Source organism: Haladaptatus sp. DYF46 (genome assembly GCF_021083305.1).
Taxonomy (GTDB): Archaea; Halobacteriota; Halobacteria; order Halobacteriales; family Haladaptataceae; genus Haladaptatus.
This window is the reverse complement of sequence record NZ_JAJFAY010000002.1, coordinates 275,500-296,908: the sequence shown is the minus strand read 5'-3', so window position 1 is coordinate 296,908 and position 21,409 is coordinate 275,500. Positions and strand designations below refer to the sequence as shown.

The window sequence follows — 21,409 nt, the reverse complement described above, 5'->3', positions numbered from 1 at the left end:
GGATTCGTCGTCGCGTGGAATACGTCTTACGACCCCGGGATCCGATAGGTGTGGCGGACGAACGGTTTTTCCTTCGGTGGTGTTTCGAGCCGATTTTCGACCGTGAAACCGCCGTCGTCCGAATTTCGGCTCGAAAAACGATGACCGTAACAGCGACTCGACCGCAACCGCGACGCCCCGACCATTTCTTTGTGGAGGGTTGGGACCGGGACTACTGGGCGACCGTGACCGCACCGCATACGGGAGGGTGGTCGTGCGGTTCCGACCACCCTCCCTTCGGACCCCATCCCTCCCCGGGTGGGAGGACGCTTCGCGGCGAGCGCTCACGTCCTCCCGGCGCGTCCATGTGGTTGAATGGCCGGTCCGAAGCGCGCTTTCACGGCCTCTTTCGGGATGCGCGGCGAGGACGCCCGAGCCATGTGGCGAGGGCGTCCGAGCACCGGGGAGGTCAGGGGCCGCGCGGACGGACGGCCGTGTGGTTCCGGCCGTCCGTCCGCGGTGGCGGTGCGGTCATGGTCCCTAGCAGTTGCGGTCACGGCGGATGAGTACGCTCGAAACACCGAACAGCCACGAACTCCACAAAACGTCTCCCGTCGAAGTCGAAAGTCGAAAAGAAGCGCCTCACGACAAACGAAAGGACCAAAAATTCGCCGTACTACTCGCTCGATTCGGCGACTTCCTCGCGGAGCGTCCCCACCTCGGCCACGCGTTCCGCGTGGGCGTTGTGCTGGTGGATGGACTCGTCGTTGCTCTGTTTCATCGTCACGACCGCGTCGTCGGGCAGGTCGGGGAACGTCTCCACGACGCCGTGGGCCATGTCGCGCACGCAGTCCTCGACGAACTTCGCGTCGGCGTGCGCCTGAAACGTCATGTGGTCCTCGTCGGGGCGCTTCGCGAGGTTGTAAATCCGGGCGCTCATCGAGTCCCGCGCGACTTCGATGAGTTCGTGCAGGTCCACCTCGGGCGCGCCGGAACTTTCGACGGTGAGTGTCGCGTGACCGCGCTGGGAGTGACCCGCCTGCGGGATCTCCTGGAGGAACTCCTTGACCTCGCGCTCACCGACGCCGAGGCCGAGGAGCTTTTCCTTCGCTCGTCCGCTCATCATGCCCTGCGAACAGGGACAGACCGTCATGCCCGTGACGCGCGCGCCGATTTCCTCGGTCGTCTCCTCCTCCGTCGCCGTCGCGCTGGCGATGATGTCCACCATGGCTTGGGTGGGGCGCTCGCTCTCCGGCGTCGTGTCGCGCACCATGAATTCCGCTTCCATGCCGACCTCGGCCTTCGAGGTGTACTCGTGTTTTTCGAGCAGTCGTTCCGCGGCGTCGCCGCACACGTCTTCGAGGCGGTAGGTCGGTTCGCTGACGGCGTCTTCGAGGACCTCGTCCACGACCTCCATGTTTCGGCTCATGTCCGCGCCCTTGCGCCAGCTCGGGAGGTCAACCAGCACGTCGAACTCCGCGGTGAGAACGTACGGTCGCTTGTCCGGTCGGGCGACCTCGACCAGTTTCTCGACCCCGGTCACGCCGACCCGATTCAACCCGACCGTTACGTCCGGTTCCGTCGCCTGCACGTCGGGTAGTTGCCCTTTCATTGTCGTTTCCTTGTGAGTAACGGAATTAGAGGCTTCCGTTTCCGGCAGCTACTCGAGCTTTCCGAGCGCTTCGAAGAAGTTGGGCGACGGCCCGGCGATTCGGGCCGGTTCGGACGCGAGCGCGACCGTGATGGTCTCCGGGGGTTCGATACGGACCTGCGTTCCGTCGCTGCCGACGACGGCGGCGTCCGCGTTCCGAACCCGAATCACGACCTCGTGGTCCGGTTCGAACACCAGCGGCGGCATCGAGTGGGAGGCACACATCTCCGTGAGAATCAGGCCGTCTACACCCGGATGGACCAGCGGCCCGCCTTCGCTGAGGTTGTACGCCGTACTTCCCGTCGGCGTCGAAACCAGCAAGCCGTCCGCGTGTCCGCTGTTGTACTCCACGTCATCGACGTGAATGTCGTAGTCGATACCCTGTCCGTGCCCGCGCTGTGCGCCCTGTATCACGATTTCGTTCAGCGCGGGGTGAACCGACCAGTCGCCTTCGCTGGTCGCGCGGAGCCGTGGCACCTCCCACGACGGAATCTCGCCCGACTCCAGATACTCCTCGACGACCGCGCCCACTTCGGCCACGGCGTCCTCCGGCGCGACGGCGTTCAGAAACCCGACTTCTCCGAGGTTGACGCCGAGTATCGGCGTTCCACCCGCGCCGCTCGCCGAGAAGAGGAAGGTGCCGTCGCCGCCGATGCTGACGACGAGGTCGTTTTCCGCCATCCGGCTCACGTCCACGCCGTCGACCCCCAATCGCTCGGAAGTCGCAGCGTCGAGATTGACCGTCACGGAATCGTCTCGAAGCGTCTCTCGCAATCGTCCCGCCAGTGTCGCGGCCCGCTCGTTTCCCCGTTGTGCGACGATGCCGACGTTCATCACGGCTCCGTTCTCTCCCGGCGTTCAAAAAGCCGCCGACACGAACATTAATTTACGATGGCTGTCAGTGACAGGACGATGAGAACTTTCGCTCGAAAGCGGACGAGGACGAGCGGGCCGTCGGTTCGCGGCGAACGTCGAATCCGAACCGACGAGGAGGGGACGACGTGAGCGACGACGACGATTGGTTCGAGGCCGCGCTCCGAGATGTCGAGGAATCGGACGGCGAATCGACCGGCAACGCGACCGAAGAATCGGAAGACGGCACGGAGGTGACGGGGAAAAACGCCGAAGTTCCGGACGCTTCCGCGACGGACGCGGACGCTCCCGGCACCGAACCGGTGACCGACACGTCGGCGGTGAAGACGTCCGACGACACGACGGCCGACGAACCGAACGCCGACGACGTGCCGTTGTTCGACGACGATTTCGCCAGCGCGTTCGCGTCCGCGCCCGGTACCGGCGGTGACAGCGAACCGGACTTCGGCGATGGCGGCGGGTTCGATGCGGGCGGGTTCGACGGTGCCGGCGAATCCGGCGGTTTCGGTAACGGTGACGGCGGTTCCTTCGACGACGAGGCGTTCGAGTCCGCGATCCCACGAATCGACATCGGTATCGACGGTTTGGACAGCATGATTCAGGGCGGCGTCCCCGAGCGAACGCTGATGGTCGCCATCGGCGGTGCGGGGACCGGCAAGACCACGTTCGGGCTTCAGTTCTTGAACCACGCGCTTTCGAACGGCGAGAGCGCCGTCTACGTCACGCTGGAGGAGAGCCACGAGCGAATCGTGGACAGCGCGACGGAGAAGGGATGGCCCTACGACGAGTACATCGAGGAAGGGAAACTCGCCGTCGTCGATCTGGACCCCATCGAGATGGCCAACTCGTTGTCGAGCATCCGGAGCGAACTCCCCGAACTCGTGCGCGATTTCGGCGCGTCGAGGCTCGTCCTCGACTCCGTGTCGCTCCTCGAAATGATGTATCAGGGCCAATCCACCCGCCGCAACGAGATTTACGACTTCACGCGTAGCCTCAAAGAGGCGGGCGTGACCACCATGCTCACCAGCGAAGCCAGCGACGAAAATCCCTATTCTTCCCGTCACGGCATCATCGAATACCTCACCGACGCCGTGTTCGTCCTCCGATACGTCCGGAGCACGGACGACTTCATCGAAACCCGACTCGCCGTCGAAATCCAGAAGATTCGGGACGCGAACCACTCCCGCGACATCAAACCCTACGACATCACGGACGAGGGCATCAGCGTGTATCAGCAAGCCAATCTTTTCTGACGCACCTTTTTATTGCGAGGGTCGCGGAGCGACCCTCGATAAAAATCTGCACCAAAAGCGCTCCTCCTTCACTTCGCTCCGGAAGACGCTTTTCGTCTTCCGTGCCCTCGTTCGTTTCACTCACGAGGACTCCGCTCCGTTCAGTCGTCGGCCCGGAAAATCAAAGATTTTCCGGTAGGTTTGCTAGCGACTGGCGGTTGTGTCACCGGCCGTTTCTGGCGGTTGTGAAATCCCGACTCTTTGAGACCCCGAGAGCGTGACAGAAACGGCGCAGTACATACAGAGCGCGTATCGTTCAAAGCACAACGAACGGACTATGCGGGGCATCCGATGATACAATCTGCCCAGAGGACGTATCCGACGACCGCGGCGATACTCAGGAACAATACGAGGAGAAAGAGGGCCAACAGTCGGTTGTAAGTGGGTGGTCGGTCATCGGGCGTATCCATATTCTTCCCCTGATTCTCTGTCCTATGACGAGATAATTATTCGGCCTCGATGACCCCATCCTCTGTCTTCAGCACATCGACCCAAACACCATATTATGTCCAGTTCAACAATTAAAATGACATCCTTAGAAACTGTAAAGTTTATAGCTGAATTATCGAACGACCGTCACCGGAACGGACGAGCGCCGAACGACGGTTTCCGCGACGCTGCCGAGGAGGATTCGGGAGACGCCCGAGCGTCCGTGACTGCCCATGATGATCTGGTCGAACTCCTCCGCGTAGTCCACGATGGTCTGGGCCGGTTGCCCGACTTCCGTCTTCGTGGTGAGCGTGACGCCGTACTCGTCCGCGAGCTCCTGTGCCTCCTCGAACACCGCTTCGGCGTTTTCCTTCGATTCCTCGTACCACTCCTCCGAATAGCCGGGCATGCCGACGGTGGAGGTGTACCCGACGTCGATGGGGTCGATGACGTTGATGACGCCGATTTCGGCATCGGGGAACTCCTCCAGCGCGTAGGAGAGCGCTTCGGTCGCCTGTTCGGACCCGTCCACCGGAACGAGAATTCGCTTTGCCATGCCGAATAGTACGGCTGCCGTTCACATATCGTTTTGTCCGGCGTCCGACCGATTCAATCGCGGCCGTGGCGGGTGACGCACTTCGGCAACCCGGTGATTTCGACGGGTTCGGAGTTGTCCGGGGAGTAGACGACCATCTGGCCTTTCTCCATGTACGGCACCTTCTTCTCCAACGTGGACGGGATGTTCACGCTCTTGATGGCGTCCTCGTCGCCGAGATTGAGGACGACGGTCGTGTTTATCTGCTTGAACACCGCGTCGTCGATGTCCTGCGGGTCTTGCGTGATGAGGAACAACCCGAGTCGCTCCTTACGACCCTGTTTCGCCGCGTCGGTGAACTTGCCGATGACCTTCCGGGCCTGTACGCTGTCCGCGTCGGAAAGGAAGTTGTGCGCTTCGTCCATCCCGACGAGGAGCGGCGTCTCCTTGATGGTCGGGTACTCCGGTGCGTTCGAGAGCTTTTGGTCGATGAGCAGGCTCGACACCGCGAGGACGACCATCTCCTTGGCCCGACTCGACGGCAGGTGGTACGTCGGCACGACCGAGAGCCTGCCGGACCGGACGAACTGCGGGACGAGTTCGGTGATGGATTTGGCCGATTGGTCGAACACGCCACCCGGGACGGAGCGAACGCGCCGTTTCACCGCGTCGAACGTCGCCTCGTGGACGCGGCCGCTTTCGTCCAACTCCTCGCGGAGCGCGGGGTCGTCGAGGTAGGAACAAAAGTCCTGGTACGTCCCCGACTGACCGCGACTGCGGAAAAAGCGGTTGAGGAGGTGTGTCAGCGCGCCGTACTGGTTGTCGTTGAGGCTCGCGCCCGCGACGAGCCACTGGTTGTCGCTGACCATCGAGAACGGGATCGTGAACTCGACCTGTTCCGCCTCGTGATGGCTCGCGGCGTAGGTCGACCCCCCGACCTTCGGCACGAACGCGACGGTTTCGTCGTGGCCGCCGTGGGCGATTCCCTCGCGCTCCCACGCGCGTTCGTCGTCCGCGTTCACCGCCGGGTTGTCGTCGTGCATCTGGGCGTACTCGTCCTGCGGGTCGAACTGCACGACGGCCATCCGGGCGTTTCGGCCGTCGTCCATGGGATACGTGCGCTCCGTGGAGAGGTACTGGCGGAGGATGTTCTTCGCCCCGTGGGTTTTCCCCGACCCGGTGCCCCCCGCCACGAGCGAGTGGCGGAACACCAGCGGGTCGCCCGAGTCGTAGTCGTCCTTCACGCGGTAGTCGATGGTCGGCGGTTCCGCCGCCGTCCGTACTTTCTCGCCCCCGACGGAGAGGTGCCCGAGGAACACGCCGTCCTCCGGTATCTTCAGTCCAGTCTTGATCTCGCGTTTGTCGCTGGCCTGCCGAACCACCGTCTCGGGTTTCGGCACGCGGTCGGTCATCCGTCGTTTCAGTTCGCCGTCGTCCGAAAAGAGCACGGCGATGGGTTCGAGCGTCGCCATGAACTTGTAGTCCCGCTCGTCTATCTGCCCGTTGCGCATCGCCCGTCGGGCGTGAATCTCGGTGGCGTCGTCGCTGTGGAACTCCTGTGCGTATTCGAGCGTCGTGATGCGACAGAACAGTTTCTCGCCGTCCGGATAGGGAACGAGGAGGTACTTCCCGATTCGAACGTCGCCCCGGTTCGGCGCGGTGATGTACGCTCGGAGGCAGGTTTCGTCGCTCTCCTCGCCGATGGAGAGGCCTTCCGAGACGGCGAGGCTCCCGAGGCCGCGGTCGTCGCCGACCGGTTCGAGGTCCATCCGGTCGAAATCGTCGGTCTCCTCCCTCGTGCTCGCCGTCTCCGTTCGCTCGTCGTCCGTTCGCCCCTCGTTCGTCTCCGACGACGGTTCCGACGTCGACGAATCGTCGGTGTCGTTCCCGTAGTCCGAGAAGTCGCCCAAATCGCTCATGGACCTGTCATCTCGGGCGCGAGTGAAACGTGTTTCGCACGGACCCCGTGTTGTGTGTTCCTGTAACGGACGGAAACGAACCGTTTCCGCGCTGCTTCTCACGGTTTGACACCTCTCTCCCACTTGGCTTTTATTCTCGGGACTCCTACGTACGGGTATGTTGCTCGTTCGTGGTGAGGCAGGCGGGACGACCCTCACGGGGACGTTGTACGAACGGGGTGAACGCTCTCCCTCGTTCAAGGGCGCGCCGGACGAAGACGCGCCGTACGTCTGGGTCTGTGACGAGTTCTATCAGGTCGAGAGCGGCGGCACCGCCCAGATGGTATCGGGCGAGGAGGTCCACGTCGCGTTCGAGACGCCGATGCCCCGCGGGTTCGACACCCGCGACCAAGCCCTCGCCGCCGCGGAAGAACACGTCCGGACGCAGTTCGCCCGCATCGGCGTGGACGCCGACGACGTTGAGTTCTCGATGGAGAAAGGGGAACTTCAGTAGTCGAGTCCCCAGCGGACGTCGTCGTAGTTCCGGTCGAGTTCGGTGTCGAAGGACTTCTCGAAGCTCCGTATCAGCGACTCCGTGCTGTCCCGGCCGATTTGTGCCAGCGAATCAGCCTTCGTGATGACCGTCGGCGGTCCCTTCGAGATGGCTATCTCCTTCAACAGTTGTCGTTCGATACGCCGCCGACACGTCTCGTCGGCCGTGAAAATCCGCGGTGCCTCTATCTTGAACAGCAACCGCCGTCGCGGGTCGTAGACGACACAGAACGTCACTTCGTACTGTTCCGGCGCGTACTCTCGGTCGATGTACCGTTCGGCCTTTTCGCCTCCGAAGAAGGCGTCGGACCCGGCGCGCGAGACGAACCAGTTCGTCAGGGTCAGATCGTCGGTGAACCGCTCGTACTCGCCGTTTTCGTACTCGCCGCGTTCGAGAACCTGCGAGAAGAAGGCGGCGTCGTGCGTCCACGGGGCGTGTATCCCGTTTCCTTCCTTCTCCCGCAGCACCCGAGTTATCGACCGCGCGGAGATGTTCTTCACGAACCCCGCGAGCGGCACCTCCCGCTCGGCGAACGTCTCCACCAGTTCGACGTAGTTCTGCAGAATCGCCCGCACCTCCTCGGACTCCTCGAACAGGTCGGGAAGTATCCTCCCCCTGTTCCGCCAGCGGAGCAACCCCTTCGGGTACATCGGCCCGTCCAGCAGGAGGAGGTCGGAAACGTCCTCGGCGTGGTCGAGCGCGTGTCTGCTCTCGGCGCGATACAGCGCCAGCGCGTGAACGATGTCCTGCTCGTAGTCGTCCCGGCGCGGTGCGTGGATGATTCGGCGTTTGCTGTTCTTGCCGTATGGTTCCCACTTCTCCATGGAGAAGTTCCTCTCTACGTCGTTCGAGTGGACCGCCTTCACGACCGTCCGCGAATCGTGTAAGTCGAGGTCCGACGGCGACGAACTCATCGCCGCGTGCGCCACGTCCACCACCAACCCGTTCTTGAACGGTTGCGGGTTGATGGTCCCCGAGTCGAGTCCGTGCATCGTCCCGAACTGGTCCGCTTCGAGCGCCAACTCCTCGATGTTCGCGCGTTTCCGCCGGAGTTCGGACAGCGGCGCGAGTATCTCGGTACCCTCGTGAAACAGCGGGTCGAGGTAGTTCTCCCAGACGCTTCGTGCGAGGTCACGATGGTTGCGCTCTTCCCCTTCGTACTCTATCCTGTCCGCCAGTTCGGCGATGCCGTCGAAGTGAACGGGGTCGAGTGTCATGCCCGCTTCAATCCGGTCCACCCCGAAAAAAGGTATCGTTCTCCGATTCGCACACATAATCGAACGCCACCGCTTCCGAACGAACGCTTGCGCTCGACGAGAACGCTCGGCGCGTCCGACGTATTGGGTGCTATAAAATGCTGAGTTCCGGGCGAACGACGGCCACGTGACTATCGGTCGCCCGCCTTCCGTCTCGCGAGTACCACCCCCACGACGATGAGCAACCAACCGACGTCGTTTCGATTGGCGACGATCGTCGCACCGGCGGTGATGAGCGCCACGGAAACCCCGTTCGATGGTGCCCTGTTGGGCATAGTATCACCCGTCCCTGTGAACGAGCGACTGTAACCAGCACCGCTACCGTAGTTAAATGGATTCTTACGCGGAGTGAAAGTGAAAGAAAAATACCGAGGAGAAGGCACCTACGTTTCAGCCGCTCGGGCGAAGAATAGTTACCCCGCGGTGCCGTCGGTTCGCCCATGAAAGCGGGACTCATCGTGCTCGACGGATGGGGATTAGGCAGCGAAGACGGCGGCCGGAACGCGATCGAGGCCGCGGACACGCCGAATTTCGACCGGTTGGCGCGGGACGGGGCGTACGGAACCCTCGACGTGACGGGACGGCGGGTCGGCCTCCCGGACGGCCAGATGGGCAACAGCGAGGTCGGCCACCTGAACATCGGTGCGGGACGCGTCGTCAGACAGGAGTACACCCGCATCAGCGACGCCATCTCGAACGGCGAACTGGGCGAGAACGAGGCCATCAACGGCGCGTTCGACTACGCGGCGGAACACGACGGCCGCGTTCACTTCATGGGACTCGTGAGTACCGGCGGCGTCCACTCCGATCAGCAACACCTCTACTCGCTCATCGAACTCGCGGCGGAACGGGGCATCGAGGCGACGACGCACGCCTTCACCGACGGGCGGGACACGCCGCCGAAGAGCGGGGCTGGCTTCCTCGCCAGCCTCGAAGACGTGGTCGAGGAGCAGGGGACGGGCGACATCGCCACCGTCTCGGGGCGCTACTACGCGATGGACCGCGACCAGAACTGGGAGCGGACGAACCGCGCCTACGACGCCATCGTGAATCGGGAGGCGGAGTACGAGAAAGGGAGCGCCGTGGAGGCCGTGGAAGCGTCCTACGACCGCGGCGACACGGACGAGTTCGTCGCACCATCGCTCGTGAGGGGCGGCCGCGCGCTCGAAGACGGTGACGCGGTGATGTTCTTCAACTACCGCTCCGACCGCGCCCGGCAGTTGACGCGCATGATCGCGGACATCGACCCGGTATGGCCGTTCGACACGCATCCCCCCGACGTCGAGTTCGTGACGATGACCCAGTACGACCCCGAGTTCGACCTGCCGGTGGCGTTCCCGCCCCACCAACCCGAGGAGACGCTGGGCGAGGTGCTCTCGGAGAACGGCCTGACACAGCTTCGACTGGCGGAATCGGAGAAGTACGCCCACGTCACCTACTTCCTGAACGGCGGGCGGGAGGTCGAGTTCGACGGCGAGATTCGGCGCATCATCGAGAGTCCCGACGTGCCGACTTACGACCTGCAACCCGAGATGAGCGCCGAAGGCGTCACGGACACGGCCATCTCGGTCATCGACGCGGAGGACCCCGACGTGCTGGTCCTGAACTACGCGAATCCGGACATGGTGGGTCACACCGGTGACTTCGACGCCGCAGTCGCGGCCGTCGAGGCAGTGGACGAACAAATCGGACGACTCGCGGAGACGCTCGAAGCCCACGGCGCGCACGTGCTCATCACCGCGGACCACGGTAACGCCGACGACATGGGGACGCCGGAGAACCCGCACACGGCACACACGTACAACCCCGTTCCGCTCGTCTACGTCTCCCCCGAGGGCGACGACGACGGAAAAACGATTCGCGAGGGGGGGTCCTTGTGTGATCTCGCGCCGACGCTCCTCTCGCTCATCGGCGTCGGGCAACCGCCGGAGATGACGGGCGAGTCGCTGTTGGAAAACTAATCGTATCGGAGGACGCGCGTGTCGATGGCATCACAGCATGGGCAGATGTGTTGATAGTGGATTTCGCGGCCGCGTTTCGTGACGCGCCAGTGGCCCTCCGTATCGACGTAACCGCACTCGATGCATTTCCGTTCCTTGTCCTCGTAATGCTGCCGTAGCCGGTCGAAGGGGGAACGACTCGATTTGGCTGCCATGTGTTGACGTTTAGCACGGGAAACAATAACTATAACGATTTTTCACAATCTTCTTCCACGTTCAGGGGGACCGTCACCGCTCGCCCGTCCCTTGGAGTTCAAAGCACCGTTTCCAGCGTCTCGAACGTCTCATCGCTCGCCGCCGCGAGATACAGGTCGTCCTCGCTCGCCAGCCTCGCGCCGCTTTCCCCCGCCAACAACCACCCCGCGTGCTGTTCCACTTCGTCCGGGTGGAAGCAGACGACGGCCTCTATCTTCCCCCGTGCGAGCAGTCCCCAGTCCAACGCCGGTGCCCAACTCGTCCACACTCGCTTGCAGCGCCCGGCGATTTCCGCGTTCAGCGCGTCGCCCGCCGACCGTAGCGCCTCGTCCCGAACGGCGTCCAGACCGAGGACGAACGCGACCGTGGCGTGGTCGCTCGCCACGTCGCTTTCCGCGCGAATCGGCTCGCCGTTCACGGTGGCCCCCCCGTCCCGTTTGGCGACGTAGGTGCGGTCGTGAAGCGGGTCGCGAACCGCCGCCAGAATCGGTACGTCGTCGCGGAGGAGCGCTACTGCGGTCCCGAAGTACGGTATCCCCGAACAGAAGTTGTTCGTGCCGTCGAGCGGGTCCACGACCCAGCGGTAGTCGGCCGCGCCGGACCGCCGTCCCGACTCCTCGGCGTAGACGGCGTGGTCCGGGTACGCGTCGGTCAGTACGTCCAGCACGCGGCGCTCCGCCGCCCGGTCCGCTACGGCTTTCACGTCGTCCGGGCCGTGCTCCGCCGCGAGCGACTCCGTTCGGAACTCGGCGGCGAGATACTCCCCCGCGGCATCGCACGCCCGCACCGCCACCTCCTCGAACGAATCGAGGCGATTTTCGTCCATACGGATACGTTTCACCGGGGGGTGAAATCCCTCCCGGTGGTTCCCTTTCGATTTCTCTCCCTTCGTTCCCCTTTTCCTCCATCCGTTTCACACCGTCTCGACGGACCGTCCGCCGCCGACTTCTCACCCGGTGCGGAACGAGAAGTCGAGCGACGGCGCGCTGTGGGTCAACGCACCGATGGAGATCACATCCACGCCGGTCCCGGCGTACGCCGGCACGTCCTCGACCCCGATGCCGCCGCTCGCCTCCGCGAGGACGCCATCGGGAAGCAGTTCGACGCCTCGCTCGACGTCCTCCGGCGAGAGGTTGTCGAACATCACGATGTCGGCACCCGCGTCCGCCGCCCGGCGGCCGTCCGCCGGACGCTCCACCTCCACCTCGATTTTTGCGGCGAACGACGCCAACTCGCGGAAGTGCGCTATCGCGCCGTCCATCCCCATCTCCTCGATGTGGTTGTCCTTGACCATGACCATCCCCGAGAGCGTGAGTCGGTGCGTATCGCCGCCGCCGGCCGCGACGGCCCGCTTTTCGATGCCGCGGAGGCCGGGCGTCGTCTTTCGCGTCCCCGCGATCGCCACGTCGTCGGTGACGGTTCGCGCGGCGGCCACCGCCTCTGCCGTCTTCGTCGCGACGCCCGACGCGTGGCCGACGATGTTGACCGCGACTCGCTCACCCCGAAGGACGGCCGTCGCCGGACCGTGAACCTCGAAGGCCGCGTCGCCAGCCTCGATGCTGCTCCCGTCTCCGACCGCGGAACGAACCTCGCAGCCGAGGTAGTCGAACACGGCCCGCGCGGCGTCCGTTCCGGCGACGACGCCGGACTCCCGCGCGACGAGTCGTCCGACCGTCTCGCCGGGGACGTGGTTCGTCACGTCACGGTGTCCCACGTCCTCGCGGAGCCAGCGCTCCACGTCCCTGTCAGTCAGCACGGAGTTCCTCCACGTGGTGACAACCGACGGACTCGGCGTCCAGCGCGTCCCGCGCGATGAGGAGCGACACGACGCTCGCGTTCCGGAGTTCGTACAGGTCCCGCGCGGTGCGAGTTCTGGCGTAGGCGTCCACCTCGCCCTTCAACCGTCGAAGCATCGCCGTCGCTCGCCGCAGGTCGGCGGGGGTCCGCGAGAGGCCGACGCACTCGTCCATCACCGTCCGTAGTCGGGTGAACTTGTCCCGGGCGAAGCCCGCCGGAAGCGCCGGGTCGCTGTTCAGCAGGTCGGGAGTTTCGACCGGTTCGGGGCCGGTTTCGACGTTCGCCGCCGTCTCCCCGGCGCGGAGTCCCCACACCAACCCTTCGAGCAGGCTGGTCGAGGCGAGTCGGTTCGCGCCGTGCACGCCGGTTCGGGCGCACTCGCCGACCGCGAACAGGCGGTCGAGGCTCGTTCGACCCCTGTCGTCCGCGTCGATACCGCCGCAGAGGAAGTGTTCGCTCGGCGCGACCGGAATCGAGTCGTGAGGAACGCCCCGCTCGTCGCATTTCGCCGCGAGGTCCGGGAACGTTCCGGCGAAGTCGAGCGGCGTCGTGTCGAGGCGGACCTCCCCGGTTCGTTCGCGTTCACGCTGAACCGCGCGGGCCACCACGTCGCGCGGTGCCAACTCGGCGTCGGGATGCGCGTCGCACATGAACCGTTCGCCGTCGGCGTTTCGGAGGACCGCACCCTCGCCGCGAACCGCCTCGCTGACGAGGAACGTGTCGTCTCGTGGCGTCGCCGTCTTCTCGCGGGCCTCGCCCGCTCGAACGGTTTGCGGAACTGTGTTCCGCACTACTCGACCGTTCGCGGAACGGTGTTCCGCGCCGTCCCCCGCGAACGCCGTCGGGTGAAACTGCACGTACGCCATGTCCGCCGTCTTCGCCCCCGCGAGCGCGGCCATGGCGATGCCGTCGCCCGTCGCCGATGGAGGGTTCGTCGAGTGGCCGTACAGCGCCCCGATGCCGCCGGTTGCGAGTATCGTCGCCCCCGCGAAGACCGACCCCAGTTCTCCCTCGCGTTCCAGCACTGCACCGTGAACCCGTCCTTCGTATGTCACGAGCGACAGCGCTGCGGTGTCCTCTCGAATCGTCACACGGGGATGGTCGTCCAGATGGGACAGAAACGGCCCGAGGACGTACTGACCCGTGCTGGCATCGACGTGGAGAATTCGCTCCTCTGAGTGTGCGGCCTCGCGCCCGTAGTCGAATCCCTCGCCGTCCGTATCGAACGCGACGCCGAGCGTGTCGATGAGCACGTCCTCGATGGCGTCGTTCGCGTTTTCGACCAGCACGTCCACCGCGTCCGGGTCGGCCGTGTTCGCGCTCGCCGTCAGTACGTCGGCGTGGAGCGATTCCGGGTCGTCGCGGGTCACGGCGATGCCGCCCTGCGCCCAGTGCGTCGAGGCGTTTTCGGGCCGCGTCGCCTTCGTGGCGAGGACCACCTCCGCACCTTCTCGCGCCGCGGAAAGCGCGGCGCTACACCCCGCGATGCCGCTGCCGACGACGAGCACGTCGGTCGTTTCGGCGTCGTCCACCTCTCCGCTCATAGGTCCAACATCCTGTCGAGCGCCAACTCGGCGAGGTCCTTTTCGTCCGGCGCGACTTCGATGACGTTCCGCTCGCGCCCCTCGACCAACTCCTCCAGCACCCACGTCAGGTAGTTCGGGTCGATTTGGCGCATCGCGTTGCAGTCCATGCACGCGTCGCCGCAGAGGGGAAGCACGTTCACCTCCGGATGCCAGCGGTCGAGGTGTTCGACGAGGTGAATCTCCGTCCCGATGGCCCACGTCTCACCGGGGTCCGCCTCCGCGACGGACTCGCAAATCGTCGCCGTGCTGCCGACGACGTCGGCCGCCTCCACGACCTCGCGGCGACATTCCGGATGGACGACCACTTTTGCCTCGGGGTGATTCTCCCGCACTCGCTCGACGTGTTCCACGCCGAAGCGTTCGTGGACTTGGCAGTAGCCGTCCCAGAGGACGATTTTCGCGTCCGCCACGGCGTCCGGGCTCTGCTCCTCGGGGTCCCACGGGTTCCACATCGCCGTCTCGTCTTCCAATCCGAGGCGGTAGGCGGTGTTCTCGCCGAGGTGTTTGTCCGGCAAGAAGAGTACCTTGTCCCCTCGTTCGAGCGCCCACTCGAAGACGCGGTGGGCGTTCGATGAGGTACAGACCGCACCGCCCTGCTCGGCACAGAAGGCCTTCAGGTCGGCGTAGGAGTTCATGTACGTGACGGGAACGATGTTCGCGTCGGGCGCGGCGGCCTCGATGTCCGCCCACGCGGAGTCGACCTGCAACGCTTCCGCCATCCCGGCCATGGGGCAGGACGCCTCCATCGACGGGAGGATGACCGTCTGGTCGTCGTCCGTGATGATGTCCGCCGACTCGGCCATGAACGTGACGCCGCCGAAGACGACGTACTTCGCGTCCGCTTCGGCGGCCCGGACGCTCAACTGATAGGAGTCGCCGACGAAGTCCGCGTGTTCGACGATCTCCCGTCGCTGGTAGTTGTGCCCGAGGACGACCACGTCGTCCCCCAGTTCGGCGAGCGCCCGTTCGATGCGCTCCGTTCGTTCTTTTTCACTCAGTCCGCGGTACTCCGAGGGAAGTTGCTCTAAATTGTCGTATTTGAATAGACTGAGTTCTGTTTCGAGGTTTGCTGTCTCCATTTTTGGCACGGTGGTTCACCTACAGTATCCTAGCCGACAACAGCGAGCATTGAAAAAATTTTCTCTTCAATTGGCGCTATCGGATTCTGAAAGTGGCTCATCCACGATACCGAAGGCTATTCGTAAGATACCTCTCCAGAAAATCGGCCCTTCACCTGCGTTCGCTATCGCCGGTCGTCCCGCGTATCGCGCCGTGCGGCACGTTCCGCGCTCTCCCAGTCCCGATGTTCTTCCTCCTCGTGGTTCCGTTCCGTCTCGATGAACCACCAGAGGAGAAGCGGGGCACCGAGCGCGAGGAGCAAGAACACTGGGAGGACGGCACCGATTCCGGTGTCGAGGGCGGGGAGGAACATGACGGAAATCGGGGGTCGCCCCGGCTTAATCGTTCCGTCCGTCGAAGACGACGGTTCCGTCCACCACCGTCATCGCCACGTCGATGTTCTCGATGTCGTCGGCGTGTTCCCACGGCGAGCGGTCGAGGACGACGAAATCGGCCCGCTTTCCCTTCTCGATCGTGCCGAGGTCGTCCTCGTCGAACCCGGCGTAGGCCGCCCCGAGCGTGTACGCGCGGAGCGCCTCCGTCACGGACAGGCGCTGTTCCTCGACGGGGGCGTTGACGGTCTGGTGAATCCCGAGCAAGGGGTCGAGGGGCATGCAGTCGCTCCCGAACGCGAGGTGGGCACCGGCGTCGAGCAACGTTCGGTAGCGGTTCGTCCGCGTCCGTCGTTCCTCGCCGAGTCGGGCGTCGTACAGACCGTCCGGTTGCGCCCACTTCAGGAAGTTCGGCTGAACCGACGCGACGACGCCGGACTCGGCGAACCGCTCTATCTGTTCGTCAGTCGCGAGTTCGACGTGTTCGACGCGGTGGCGCTTCTCGCCTGCGTCCTCCGTTTTCTCGTAGGCGTCCAGCACGGCCTCGATGGCCTCGTCGCCGATGGCGTGGGCCGTCACCTGAAAGCCCGCGCCGTCCGACCGTTCGACGATTTCGTCCAGTTCCTCGGGAGCGACGACCCATTGGCCAGTCACGTCGTCATTATCATCCGTATCGGCCGCGTCGTCGGCGTCGGCGTACGGTTCCGAGAGCTTCGCCGTCCGACCGCCGAAACTGCCGTCGGTGAAGGACTTTATCGCGCCCGTCGTCACCATCTGACTGCCGTGATTCGTCACGAGGCCGACCTCGTCCGCGGCCTCGATGTGGTCGCTCCAGTAGTTGATGCGAACCCGCATCGTCAGGTCGCCGTCGAGTTCGAGGTCGCGGTACACCTTCGGCGCGCGCGACCGGCGAACCATGTCGTGAACGCCCGTGACGCCCTTCTCGTTGGCGTCCCGCTGTGCCGCGAGGAGGAGTTTCCGCGTCGTCTCGGCGTCGGGTTCGATGGTCTCGTACACGACGTTGACCGCGTCCTCCACGATGACGCCGGTCGGTTCGCCGTCCTCCGTTTCCATGTCCTCGTCGGGCATCTCCTCGCCGAGTCGGTCGAGGACGACGCCGTTGACGGAGGCGACGTGCAGGTCTTCGCGGAACGCGACGACGGGGCGGGTTTCGCTCACCTCGTCGAGGTCCTCGCGGGTGAGGTAGCGCGATTCGTCCCACATGCTCTCGTCGAACCCGTAGCCGAGCACCCACTCGCGGTCGGCGTTCAACTCGGCCAGCAGGTTCACGCAATCGGCGGGCGAGTCGGCGGCCGAGAGGTCGGCGTTGACGAGATAGCTCCCGGCCGTCTGCATGTGCGTGTGGGCGTCGATGAATCCCGGCAGGAGGACCCGTCCCCCGAGGTCGATGATCTCGGTTTCGGTGCCGTCGAGGAACGCGACTTCGTAGGCCGAATCGATGCGGACGATCTCCCCGCCTCTGACGGCGACCGCTTCGGCGGTTTCGTCGCCGTCCGTCAGGGTGTGTACCTCCGCGTTCGTGAGAATCACATCCGCTGGCGCTGTCATGCTTTCGTGGTCTGTTCGGACGGCGATAACTGTTCGGGGTACGGCAGAACGCGAGGAGAAACCGAACCCGCCCGCAGACTGATGTGCGTCGCCGTCGTCGGGGCGACCATGAGCGTAACCGGCCTGTGTCAAATCTGCGAGACGGCGGAAGCGACACACGACTGTGACCGCTGCGGTGCCCTCGTCTGCGACGACGACTGGGACCGACAGAGCGGGTTTTGCGTCGAGTGCGCCGCGGAACTCGGCGTCGGCGAGGGCGACCACCGGACGCCGAACGGCCCCGGCAGCGAGGACATCACCCCGCCGGACACCGAGGACGAAACGCACCAGTTCTGACGGCGCGGTCCGCGGTCATCGACATCGCGGCTATCGGTACCGGTTCAGTCGCTTTTTCAGTCGCTTTGCGGCCTGCCCCGACGCTTCGGCGAACCGCTCCCCTGCGTCCTCGCCCGCGAAGATGATGCCCCGCGAAGAGTTCACGAGTCCCGCCCCGTCCGCGAGCGCGTAGGTCGCCGCCGCTTCCACGTCGCCGCCCTGTGCGCCGACGCCGGGGACGAGGAACGGCAGGTCCGGGACGCGTTCGCGGAGTTCTTCGAGTTCGTCGGGCGTCGTCGCACCCACGACGAGGCCGACGTTGCCGTTGCCGTTCCACAGGTCGGCGAGCGAGGCGACCCACTCGTAGAGGGTCTCGCCGGACGCGAGTTCGAGGTTCTGCATGTCCGACCCGCCGGGGTTCGAGGTCCGACAGAGGATGAAGACGCCCTTCTCTTCCTGCGAGAGGAACGGGTCGAGCGAGTCGCGGCCCATGTACGGATTGACCGTGATGGCGTCGGCCGAATCGAGGAGTTTCGCGTACTGGCGCGCCGTGTTGCCGATGTCGGCGCGCTTCGCGTCGAGGAGGACCGGCACGTCCTTTCCGTGTGCGTACGCGATGGTCTCCTCCAGCGCCGCCCATCCATCCGCGTCCTCGTAGAACGCGAGGTTTGGTTTGTACACCGCCGCGTGTTCGTGCGTGGCGTCGATGATGCGCCGGTTGAACGCCCAGCGCGGCAGATCGTGCTCGTGTAGATGTTCGGGAATCCGGTCGATGTCGGTGTCGAGGCCGACGGAGACGATACTGTCCGTCGCCGCGATGCGGTCCGCGAGGCGGTCGAAGAAGTTCATGGTCGGAAAATTTCCGCCGGGGGTCATGGAGTTATCGAACTGGTAAAGGTACTTCGGTCCCATGTATGTCCCATGTGCGTGACCGCTGTCGGGTTAGATCTCGACGAGACCCTCGCCGTGACCGACAGACCGCGGGAAAAACTGCTCGCGGACGCGACCCAAGCGGTGAACGCCCCATCGCTTTCCCGTCAGGAGTATCTCGACGCCCACGGCCGTCACTTGACGAGCGAATCGCGAAAGCCCATCTTCGCGGATCTGCTCGCGGATAGCCCGGAGGCGGGCGCGGACGAACTCACCGACGCGTATCAGCGGGCGATTCTGGACGCGCTGGCACCGCTCGGCGACATCCCGTCCCTGCTCGCGGAACTCCGTCGGGAGTATCGCGTTGGCCTCCTCACCAACGGGCCGGTCGCCGCTCAGCGAGGCAAACTCGCCGAATTAGGGTGGGAAGACCACTTCGACGCGACGGTCGTCACCGGGGAACTCGACGCGGGAAAGCCGGATCCCCACGCGTTCGAGGCGCTCTGTGAGGCCCTCGATGTCTCCCCCGCCGAGATGGTGTACGTCGGCGACAACCCGGAGATGGACGTCCGCGGCGCGAACGAGGCCGGAATCCGAACGGTGCAGGTGTTGTATCCGGACGGACCGGACCCGGAACCCGTCGCCGACGCGTACGTCGACCGCGACGAACTCGTCAACACGCTCCCCGAAATAATCGCGTCGCTCGACACGTGTGGTTCCGATCCCGATTAGAACGACTCGATTACGGCGTCCACGGCGCGTTTGACCTCCGCGCCGCTTTCCACGAAGACGAGGACGCGGGGCGGGCGAACCGCCTTCGGTCGGACGCGGATGCCCGATTCCGCGGCTTTCCGCTCGACGGCCTCGATTTTATCGGTCAGTTCGATGCGAACCCGGTCGGGGTGGACGAACACCTTCGCCGCCGGTTCGCCCCTCCGTTCGAGTTCGTAGGCCAGCGTACCCTCCTCGCTCGGTTCGACGTCCGAGTCCGCGTTTACGACGGCGACCGAATCGAGCGGCGGGTCCTCCCGACCGTCGAACTCGGAGGAGAGCAGTTGTGCGATGCGCACCCCGTCGGTGATCCTATCCTCGACCATACCCGGCGTTGGCGGGGCGGCGGTTTACGTTTTGAGGTCCGCGAGCGCCGCGTCCGCCTCGGCGCTCACGTCGATACCCTTCCGTCGCGCGTAGACGACCGCCGCCGCTTCGACCGTGAGGGCGGCCTCCCGCTGGAGTTCGTTGATTTCGGCGACGGCGGTCTGTTTGCTCGTCCCGTCGGAGACGACCTTGTCCAGGACCTTTTCGAACGTCGATTGCTCCTGCAACAGGCTCTCGTCGGGGACGAAGTCGTCGGGAATCTCGACGCTCGCCGTGTCGAACTCGGCGACCAGTTCGCCGTCCTCCTGGGACAGCAGTCCCTGTCCGCTGGCGACGTCCACGAGCCGCTTGGCTTGGTCGGGAGAAAACCAGTCCCTGTCGAGCGATAGCGATACCACGAACTCGCTTTCACGCATTCGTCCGCGGCCGTTCTGCTGAAACGGCGCGGCGACGGCGATCCGCAAACTCATCGTCCGGCGAAACTGGACACGGCGGCCTAAATCTGCCGATGTGGGATTGCGAACCGAGTCATTGAAGTATTTCGTAGGCTACTTTCCCGATATGAAAGACCAAGGACGCTCCACGCGAAAGCGGACCGGTGGACGACTGAAGGACCTTCGAAAGAAGAAAAAGCACGAACTCGGCCGAGAACCGACCGAGACGCAGGTCGGCGAACCGCGCTACCGAACGACCGACGCCCGCGGCCGTAACTCGAAGATTCGCGCGCTCACGACCGACGTCGCCAACGTCACCACCGGCGACGAAACCGTCAGCGCGACGATTCAGGACGTCCTCGAAAACGGCGCGAACCCGAACTACGCCCGCCGAAACATCATCACGAAGGGCGCCGTTATCGTCACGACCGAAGGGAAGGCCCGCGTGACCTCGCGTCCCGGCCAGACCGGTCAGGTCAACGCCGTCCTCGTCGACGACGAATAATCGATCCGGCTTTTTCGATTCACGAACCGCGGAGCGACGGCACTTCTTCCCGTTTGGGAATGGAGTCGATACGCGAGCGCCGATACGAGGTGAAAATCCGTCGCCCGCTCTCAGGGACGCGGTGCGGCCTTCTGGAGCGCCGTCTCGGCGATGTTGCCGCCGTAGTCGGCACACCGGGACAGCGAGTCCACGACCAGTCCGAGGAGTTGTGCCTGCTGTGGGTCCTGGTCCCGGAGGAGTTTGTCGATCGCGCGCGCGTGTTCGTCGAGGTGGAGGATGGATTCGCGCGCTTCGTTGGCCATTTCGGTCGCCTTCTCGCTGTCGTCCATCAGGAGCGCGTCCATCGCCGTGTCGATCACCGCGGTGGAGTCCTCGTGGAGTTCCTCGTAACTCCGGATGACGTCCGAGTCCACCTCCGGCAACTGGAGGGTGAGCCGCCCGATTTTCGCGGCGTGGTCGGCGATGCGTTCGAGCTGGCGGGCGCTCGAATGGTAGTCGAAACACACCTCGCGGCTCATCCCGAGTTCCTCCGTCGCCTTCGCCGTGCGGAGCGTCGCCCGGAAGATGCGCGAGACGACGAACCAGAGGCGGTCAACGTCCTCGTCGCGCTCGATGACGTCACGCGCGATGTCGTCGTCGTTCTCGGCGATGGCGGTGATGGCGTCGTCCAGCATCGAGAGGGCGATGAGTCGCATGCGCGTGACCGCGTTGTGAATCGAGAGCTCCGAGGAGTCCAGAAGGTCCTGAATCACGACCTTGTTCCCGGTCTCTTCGAGGACCTCCAGGCCGACGAGGCTCTGGGTCGCGGCGCTGATGGTCCGGCGCTGTTCGGTCGTGATGCGGGTCGCCTCCAGCGTGATGATGTCGAACCCGCTCACGTACATTGTGAACACCGCACGTCGAAGTTCCTCGTCCTGCAGTTTCGTGATATCTATAGAGCCTTCCAACTGTCCGCGTTCGCTTTTCGGCGTGAGCAACAACGAGTCGGACTCGGGATAGAACTCGACGACGCTCCCGGCCTCGACGCCGTTGTCCGTCGCCCACGTCTTCGGAAGCGAAACGGTGTACGTCGAACCGCCCGTCACCTGGACTTTGCGCGTCTCCATACCGACTGCTTGGTTCG

General features: G+C 64.5%; 25 protein-coding genes. 6 read left to right on the top strand and 19 right to left on the bottom strand.

All coding sequences use genetic code 11. From position 1 onward, the window contains the following. Window positions 1–323: 323 nt before the first annotated feature. The 3 genes from LJF34_RS12635 to LJF34_RS12625 form a co-directional block, all read right to left on the bottom strand. Complete coding sequence (locus LJF34_RS12635) at window positions 324–536, bottom strand: hypothetical protein (protein WP_231185367.1); 213 nt, start codon at window positions 534–536, stop codon at window positions 324–326. Between the two features lie 119 nt (window positions 537–655). Continuing rightward, a complete protein-coding gene (gene mptA / locus LJF34_RS12630) occupies window positions 656–1,591 on the bottom strand; it encodes a GTP cyclohydrolase MptA (RefSeq protein ID WP_231185366.1) in 936 nt (311 codons plus the stop codon). 48 nt (window positions 1,592–1,639) lie between these two features. Continuing rightward, window positions 1,640–2,464: an NAD(+)/NADH kinase gene (locus LJF34_RS12625; RefSeq protein WP_231185365.1), complete on the bottom strand. Its 825-nt coding sequence runs from the start codon at window positions 2,462–2,464 to the stop codon at window positions 1,640–1,642. Between the two features lie 167 nt (window positions 2,465–2,631). Between LJF34_RS12625 and LJF34_RS12620 the strand changes: the two genes are divergently transcribed. Beyond that, window positions 2,632–3,756: a KaiC domain-containing protein gene (locus tag LJF34_RS12620; RefSeq protein WP_231185364.1), complete on the top strand. Its 1,125-nt coding sequence runs from the start codon at window positions 2,632–2,634 to the stop codon at window positions 3,754–3,756. A gap of 314 nt (window positions 3,757–4,070) precedes the next feature. Here LJF34_RS12620 and LJF34_RS28970 read toward each other — a convergent pair whose 3' ends face one another. The 3 genes from LJF34_RS28970 to LJF34_RS12610 all read right to left on the bottom strand — a co-directional run bounded on the left by LJF34_RS28970 (window position 4,071) and on the right by LJF34_RS12610 (window position 6,678). Continuing rightward, window positions 4,071–4,205, bottom strand: a complete 135-nt coding sequence (locus LJF34_RS28970) for a hypothetical protein (protein WP_255666015.1) — start codon at window positions 4,203–4,205, stop codon at window positions 4,071–4,073. A gap of 152 nt (window positions 4,206–4,357) precedes the next feature. Continuing rightward, the gene (locus LJF34_RS12615; RefSeq protein WP_231185363.1) at window positions 4,358–4,780 is read right to left on the bottom strand and encodes a universal stress protein; all 423 of its coding nucleotides are present in this window, start codon (window positions 4,778–4,780) and stop codon (window positions 4,358–4,360) included. Between the two features lie 53 nt (window positions 4,781–4,833). After that, window positions 4,834–6,678, bottom strand: a complete 1,845-nt coding sequence (locus LJF34_RS12610; RefSeq protein WP_231185362.1) for an ATP-binding protein — start codon at window positions 6,676–6,678, stop codon at window positions 4,834–4,836. 157 nt (window positions 6,679–6,835) lie between these two features. On the opposite strand from LJF34_RS12610, the gene LJF34_RS12605 reads away from it, so the two are divergent. Beyond that, complete coding sequence (locus LJF34_RS12605; protein WP_231185361.1) at window positions 6,836–7,171, top strand: hypothetical protein; 336 nt, start codon at window positions 6,836–6,838, stop codon at window positions 7,169–7,171. On the opposite strand, the gene LJF34_RS12600 is transcribed toward LJF34_RS12605, so the two are convergent. Beyond that, the gene (locus tag LJF34_RS12600; RefSeq protein ID WP_231185360.1) at window positions 7,165–8,427 is read right to left on the bottom strand and encodes a DNA double-strand break repair nuclease NurA; all 1,263 of its coding nucleotides are present in this window, start codon (window positions 8,425–8,427) and stop codon (window positions 7,165–7,167) included. The two genes, LJF34_RS12605 and LJF34_RS12600, sit on opposite strands and share 7 nt — an antisense overlap. Window positions 8,428–8,597: 170 nt before the next feature. Further along, on the bottom strand, window positions 8,598–8,741 hold the full coding sequence (locus tag LJF34_RS12595; RefSeq protein ID WP_231185359.1) for a hypothetical protein: 144 nt from the start codon (window positions 8,739–8,741) through the stop codon (window positions 8,598–8,600). 165 nt (window positions 8,742–8,906) lie between these two features. On the opposite strand from LJF34_RS12595, the gene gpmI reads away from it, so the two are divergent. Further along, entirely contained in the window at window positions 8,907–10,427 is a 1,521-nt protein-coding gene (gene gpmI, locus LJF34_RS12590; protein ID WP_231185358.1) for a 2,3-bisphosphoglycerate-independent phosphoglycerate mutase, read from the top strand. Here gpmI and LJF34_RS12585 read toward each other — a convergent pair. The 7 genes from LJF34_RS12585 to LJF34_RS12555 all read right to left on the bottom strand — a co-directional run bounded on the left by LJF34_RS12585 (window position 10,424) and on the right by LJF34_RS12555 (window position 17,064). Further along, window positions 10,424–10,621, bottom strand: coding sequence for an HVO_0649 family zinc finger protein (locus LJF34_RS12585; protein WP_231185357.1), 198 nt, complete (start codon window positions 10,619–10,621; stop codon window positions 10,424–10,426). The two genes, gpmI and LJF34_RS12585, sit on opposite strands and share 4 nt — an antisense overlap. Before the next feature lie 98 nt (window positions 10,622–10,719). After that, on the bottom strand, window positions 10,720–11,487 hold the full coding sequence (locus tag LJF34_RS12580) for an inositol monophosphatase (RefSeq protein ID WP_231185356.1): 768 nt from the start codon (window positions 11,485–11,487) through the stop codon (window positions 10,720–10,722). A 123-nt stretch (window positions 11,488–11,610) separates the two neighbouring features. Next, on the bottom strand, window positions 11,611–12,417 hold the full coding sequence (gene nadC, locus LJF34_RS12575) for a carboxylating nicotinate-nucleotide diphosphorylase (RefSeq protein ID WP_231185355.1): 807 nt from the start codon (window positions 12,415–12,417) through the stop codon (window positions 11,611–11,613). Beyond that, window positions 12,407–14,002, bottom strand: a complete 1,596-nt coding sequence (locus LJF34_RS12570; RefSeq protein WP_231185354.1) for an FAD-dependent oxidoreductase — start codon at window positions 14,000–14,002, stop codon at window positions 12,407–12,409. The genes nadC and LJF34_RS12570 overlap by 11 nt, the downstream gene beginning before the upstream one ends. After that, window positions 13,999–15,123, bottom strand: coding sequence for a quinolinate synthase NadA (nadA, locus tag LJF34_RS12565; protein WP_231185353.1), 1,125 nt, complete (start codon window positions 15,121–15,123; stop codon window positions 13,999–14,001). The genes LJF34_RS12570 and nadA overlap by 4 nt, the downstream gene beginning before the upstream one ends. 164 nt (window positions 15,124–15,287) lie before the next feature. After that, on the bottom strand, window positions 15,288–15,476 hold the full coding sequence (locus tag LJF34_RS12560; RefSeq protein WP_231185352.1) for a hypothetical protein: 189 nt from the start codon (window positions 15,474–15,476) through the stop codon (window positions 15,288–15,290). Between the two features lie 25 nt (window positions 15,477–15,501). Further along, on the bottom strand, window positions 15,502–17,064 hold the full coding sequence (locus LJF34_RS12555; protein WP_231185351.1) for an amidohydrolase: 1,563 nt from the start codon (window positions 17,062–17,064) through the stop codon (window positions 15,502–15,504). A gap of 108 nt (window positions 17,065–17,172) precedes the next feature. Between LJF34_RS12555 and LJF34_RS12550 the strand changes: the two genes are divergently transcribed. Further along, window positions 17,173–17,400, top strand: a complete 228-nt coding sequence (locus LJF34_RS12550; protein WP_231186321.1) for a hypothetical protein — start codon at window positions 17,173–17,175, stop codon at window positions 17,398–17,400. Window positions 17,401–17,430: 30 nt separating this feature from the next. Here the strand turns inward: LJF34_RS12550 and pyrF are convergent, their stop codons facing one another. After that, window positions 17,431–18,228, bottom strand: a complete 798-nt coding sequence (gene pyrF / locus LJF34_RS12545; RefSeq protein ID WP_231185350.1) for an orotidine-5'-phosphate decarboxylase — start codon at window positions 18,226–18,228, stop codon at window positions 17,431–17,433. 72 nt (window positions 18,229–18,300) lie between these two features. On the opposite strand from pyrF, the gene LJF34_RS12540 reads away from it, so the two are divergent. Continuing rightward, window positions 18,301–18,981 carry an HAD family hydrolase gene (locus tag LJF34_RS12540; RefSeq protein ID WP_231185349.1) on the top strand — a complete coding sequence of 227 codons (681 nt, stop codon included), beginning with the start codon at window positions 18,301–18,303 and terminating at the stop codon, window positions 18,979–18,981. On the opposite strand, the gene LJF34_RS12535 is transcribed toward LJF34_RS12540, so the two are convergent. Both LJF34_RS12535 and LJF34_RS12530 read right to left on the bottom strand, forming a co-directional pair. Continuing rightward, a complete protein-coding gene (locus LJF34_RS12535) occupies window positions 18,978–19,346 on the bottom strand; it encodes a hypothetical protein (RefSeq protein ID WP_231185348.1) in 369 nt (122 codons plus the stop codon). The two genes, LJF34_RS12540 and LJF34_RS12535, sit on opposite strands and share 4 nt — an antisense overlap. A 24-nt stretch (window positions 19,347–19,370) precedes the next feature. Continuing rightward, window positions 19,371–19,817, bottom strand: a complete 447-nt coding sequence (locus LJF34_RS12530; RefSeq protein WP_231185347.1) for a DUF2240 family protein — start codon at window positions 19,815–19,817, stop codon at window positions 19,371–19,373. Between the two features lie 91 nt (window positions 19,818–19,908). Between LJF34_RS12530 and LJF34_RS12525 the strand changes: the two genes are divergently transcribed. Beyond that, window positions 19,909–20,286, top strand: a complete 378-nt coding sequence (locus tag LJF34_RS12525) for a 30S ribosomal protein S8e (protein WP_231185346.1) — start codon at window positions 19,909–19,911, stop codon at window positions 20,284–20,286. Between the two features lie 110 nt (window positions 20,287–20,396). Here the strand turns inward: LJF34_RS12525 and LJF34_RS12520 are convergent, their stop codons facing one another. Next, on the bottom strand, window positions 20,397–21,392 hold the full coding sequence (locus LJF34_RS12520; RefSeq protein WP_231185345.1) for a phosphate uptake regulator PhoU: 996 nt from the start codon (window positions 21,390–21,392) through the stop codon (window positions 20,397–20,399). Window positions 21,393–21,409: the final 17 nt, after the last annotated feature.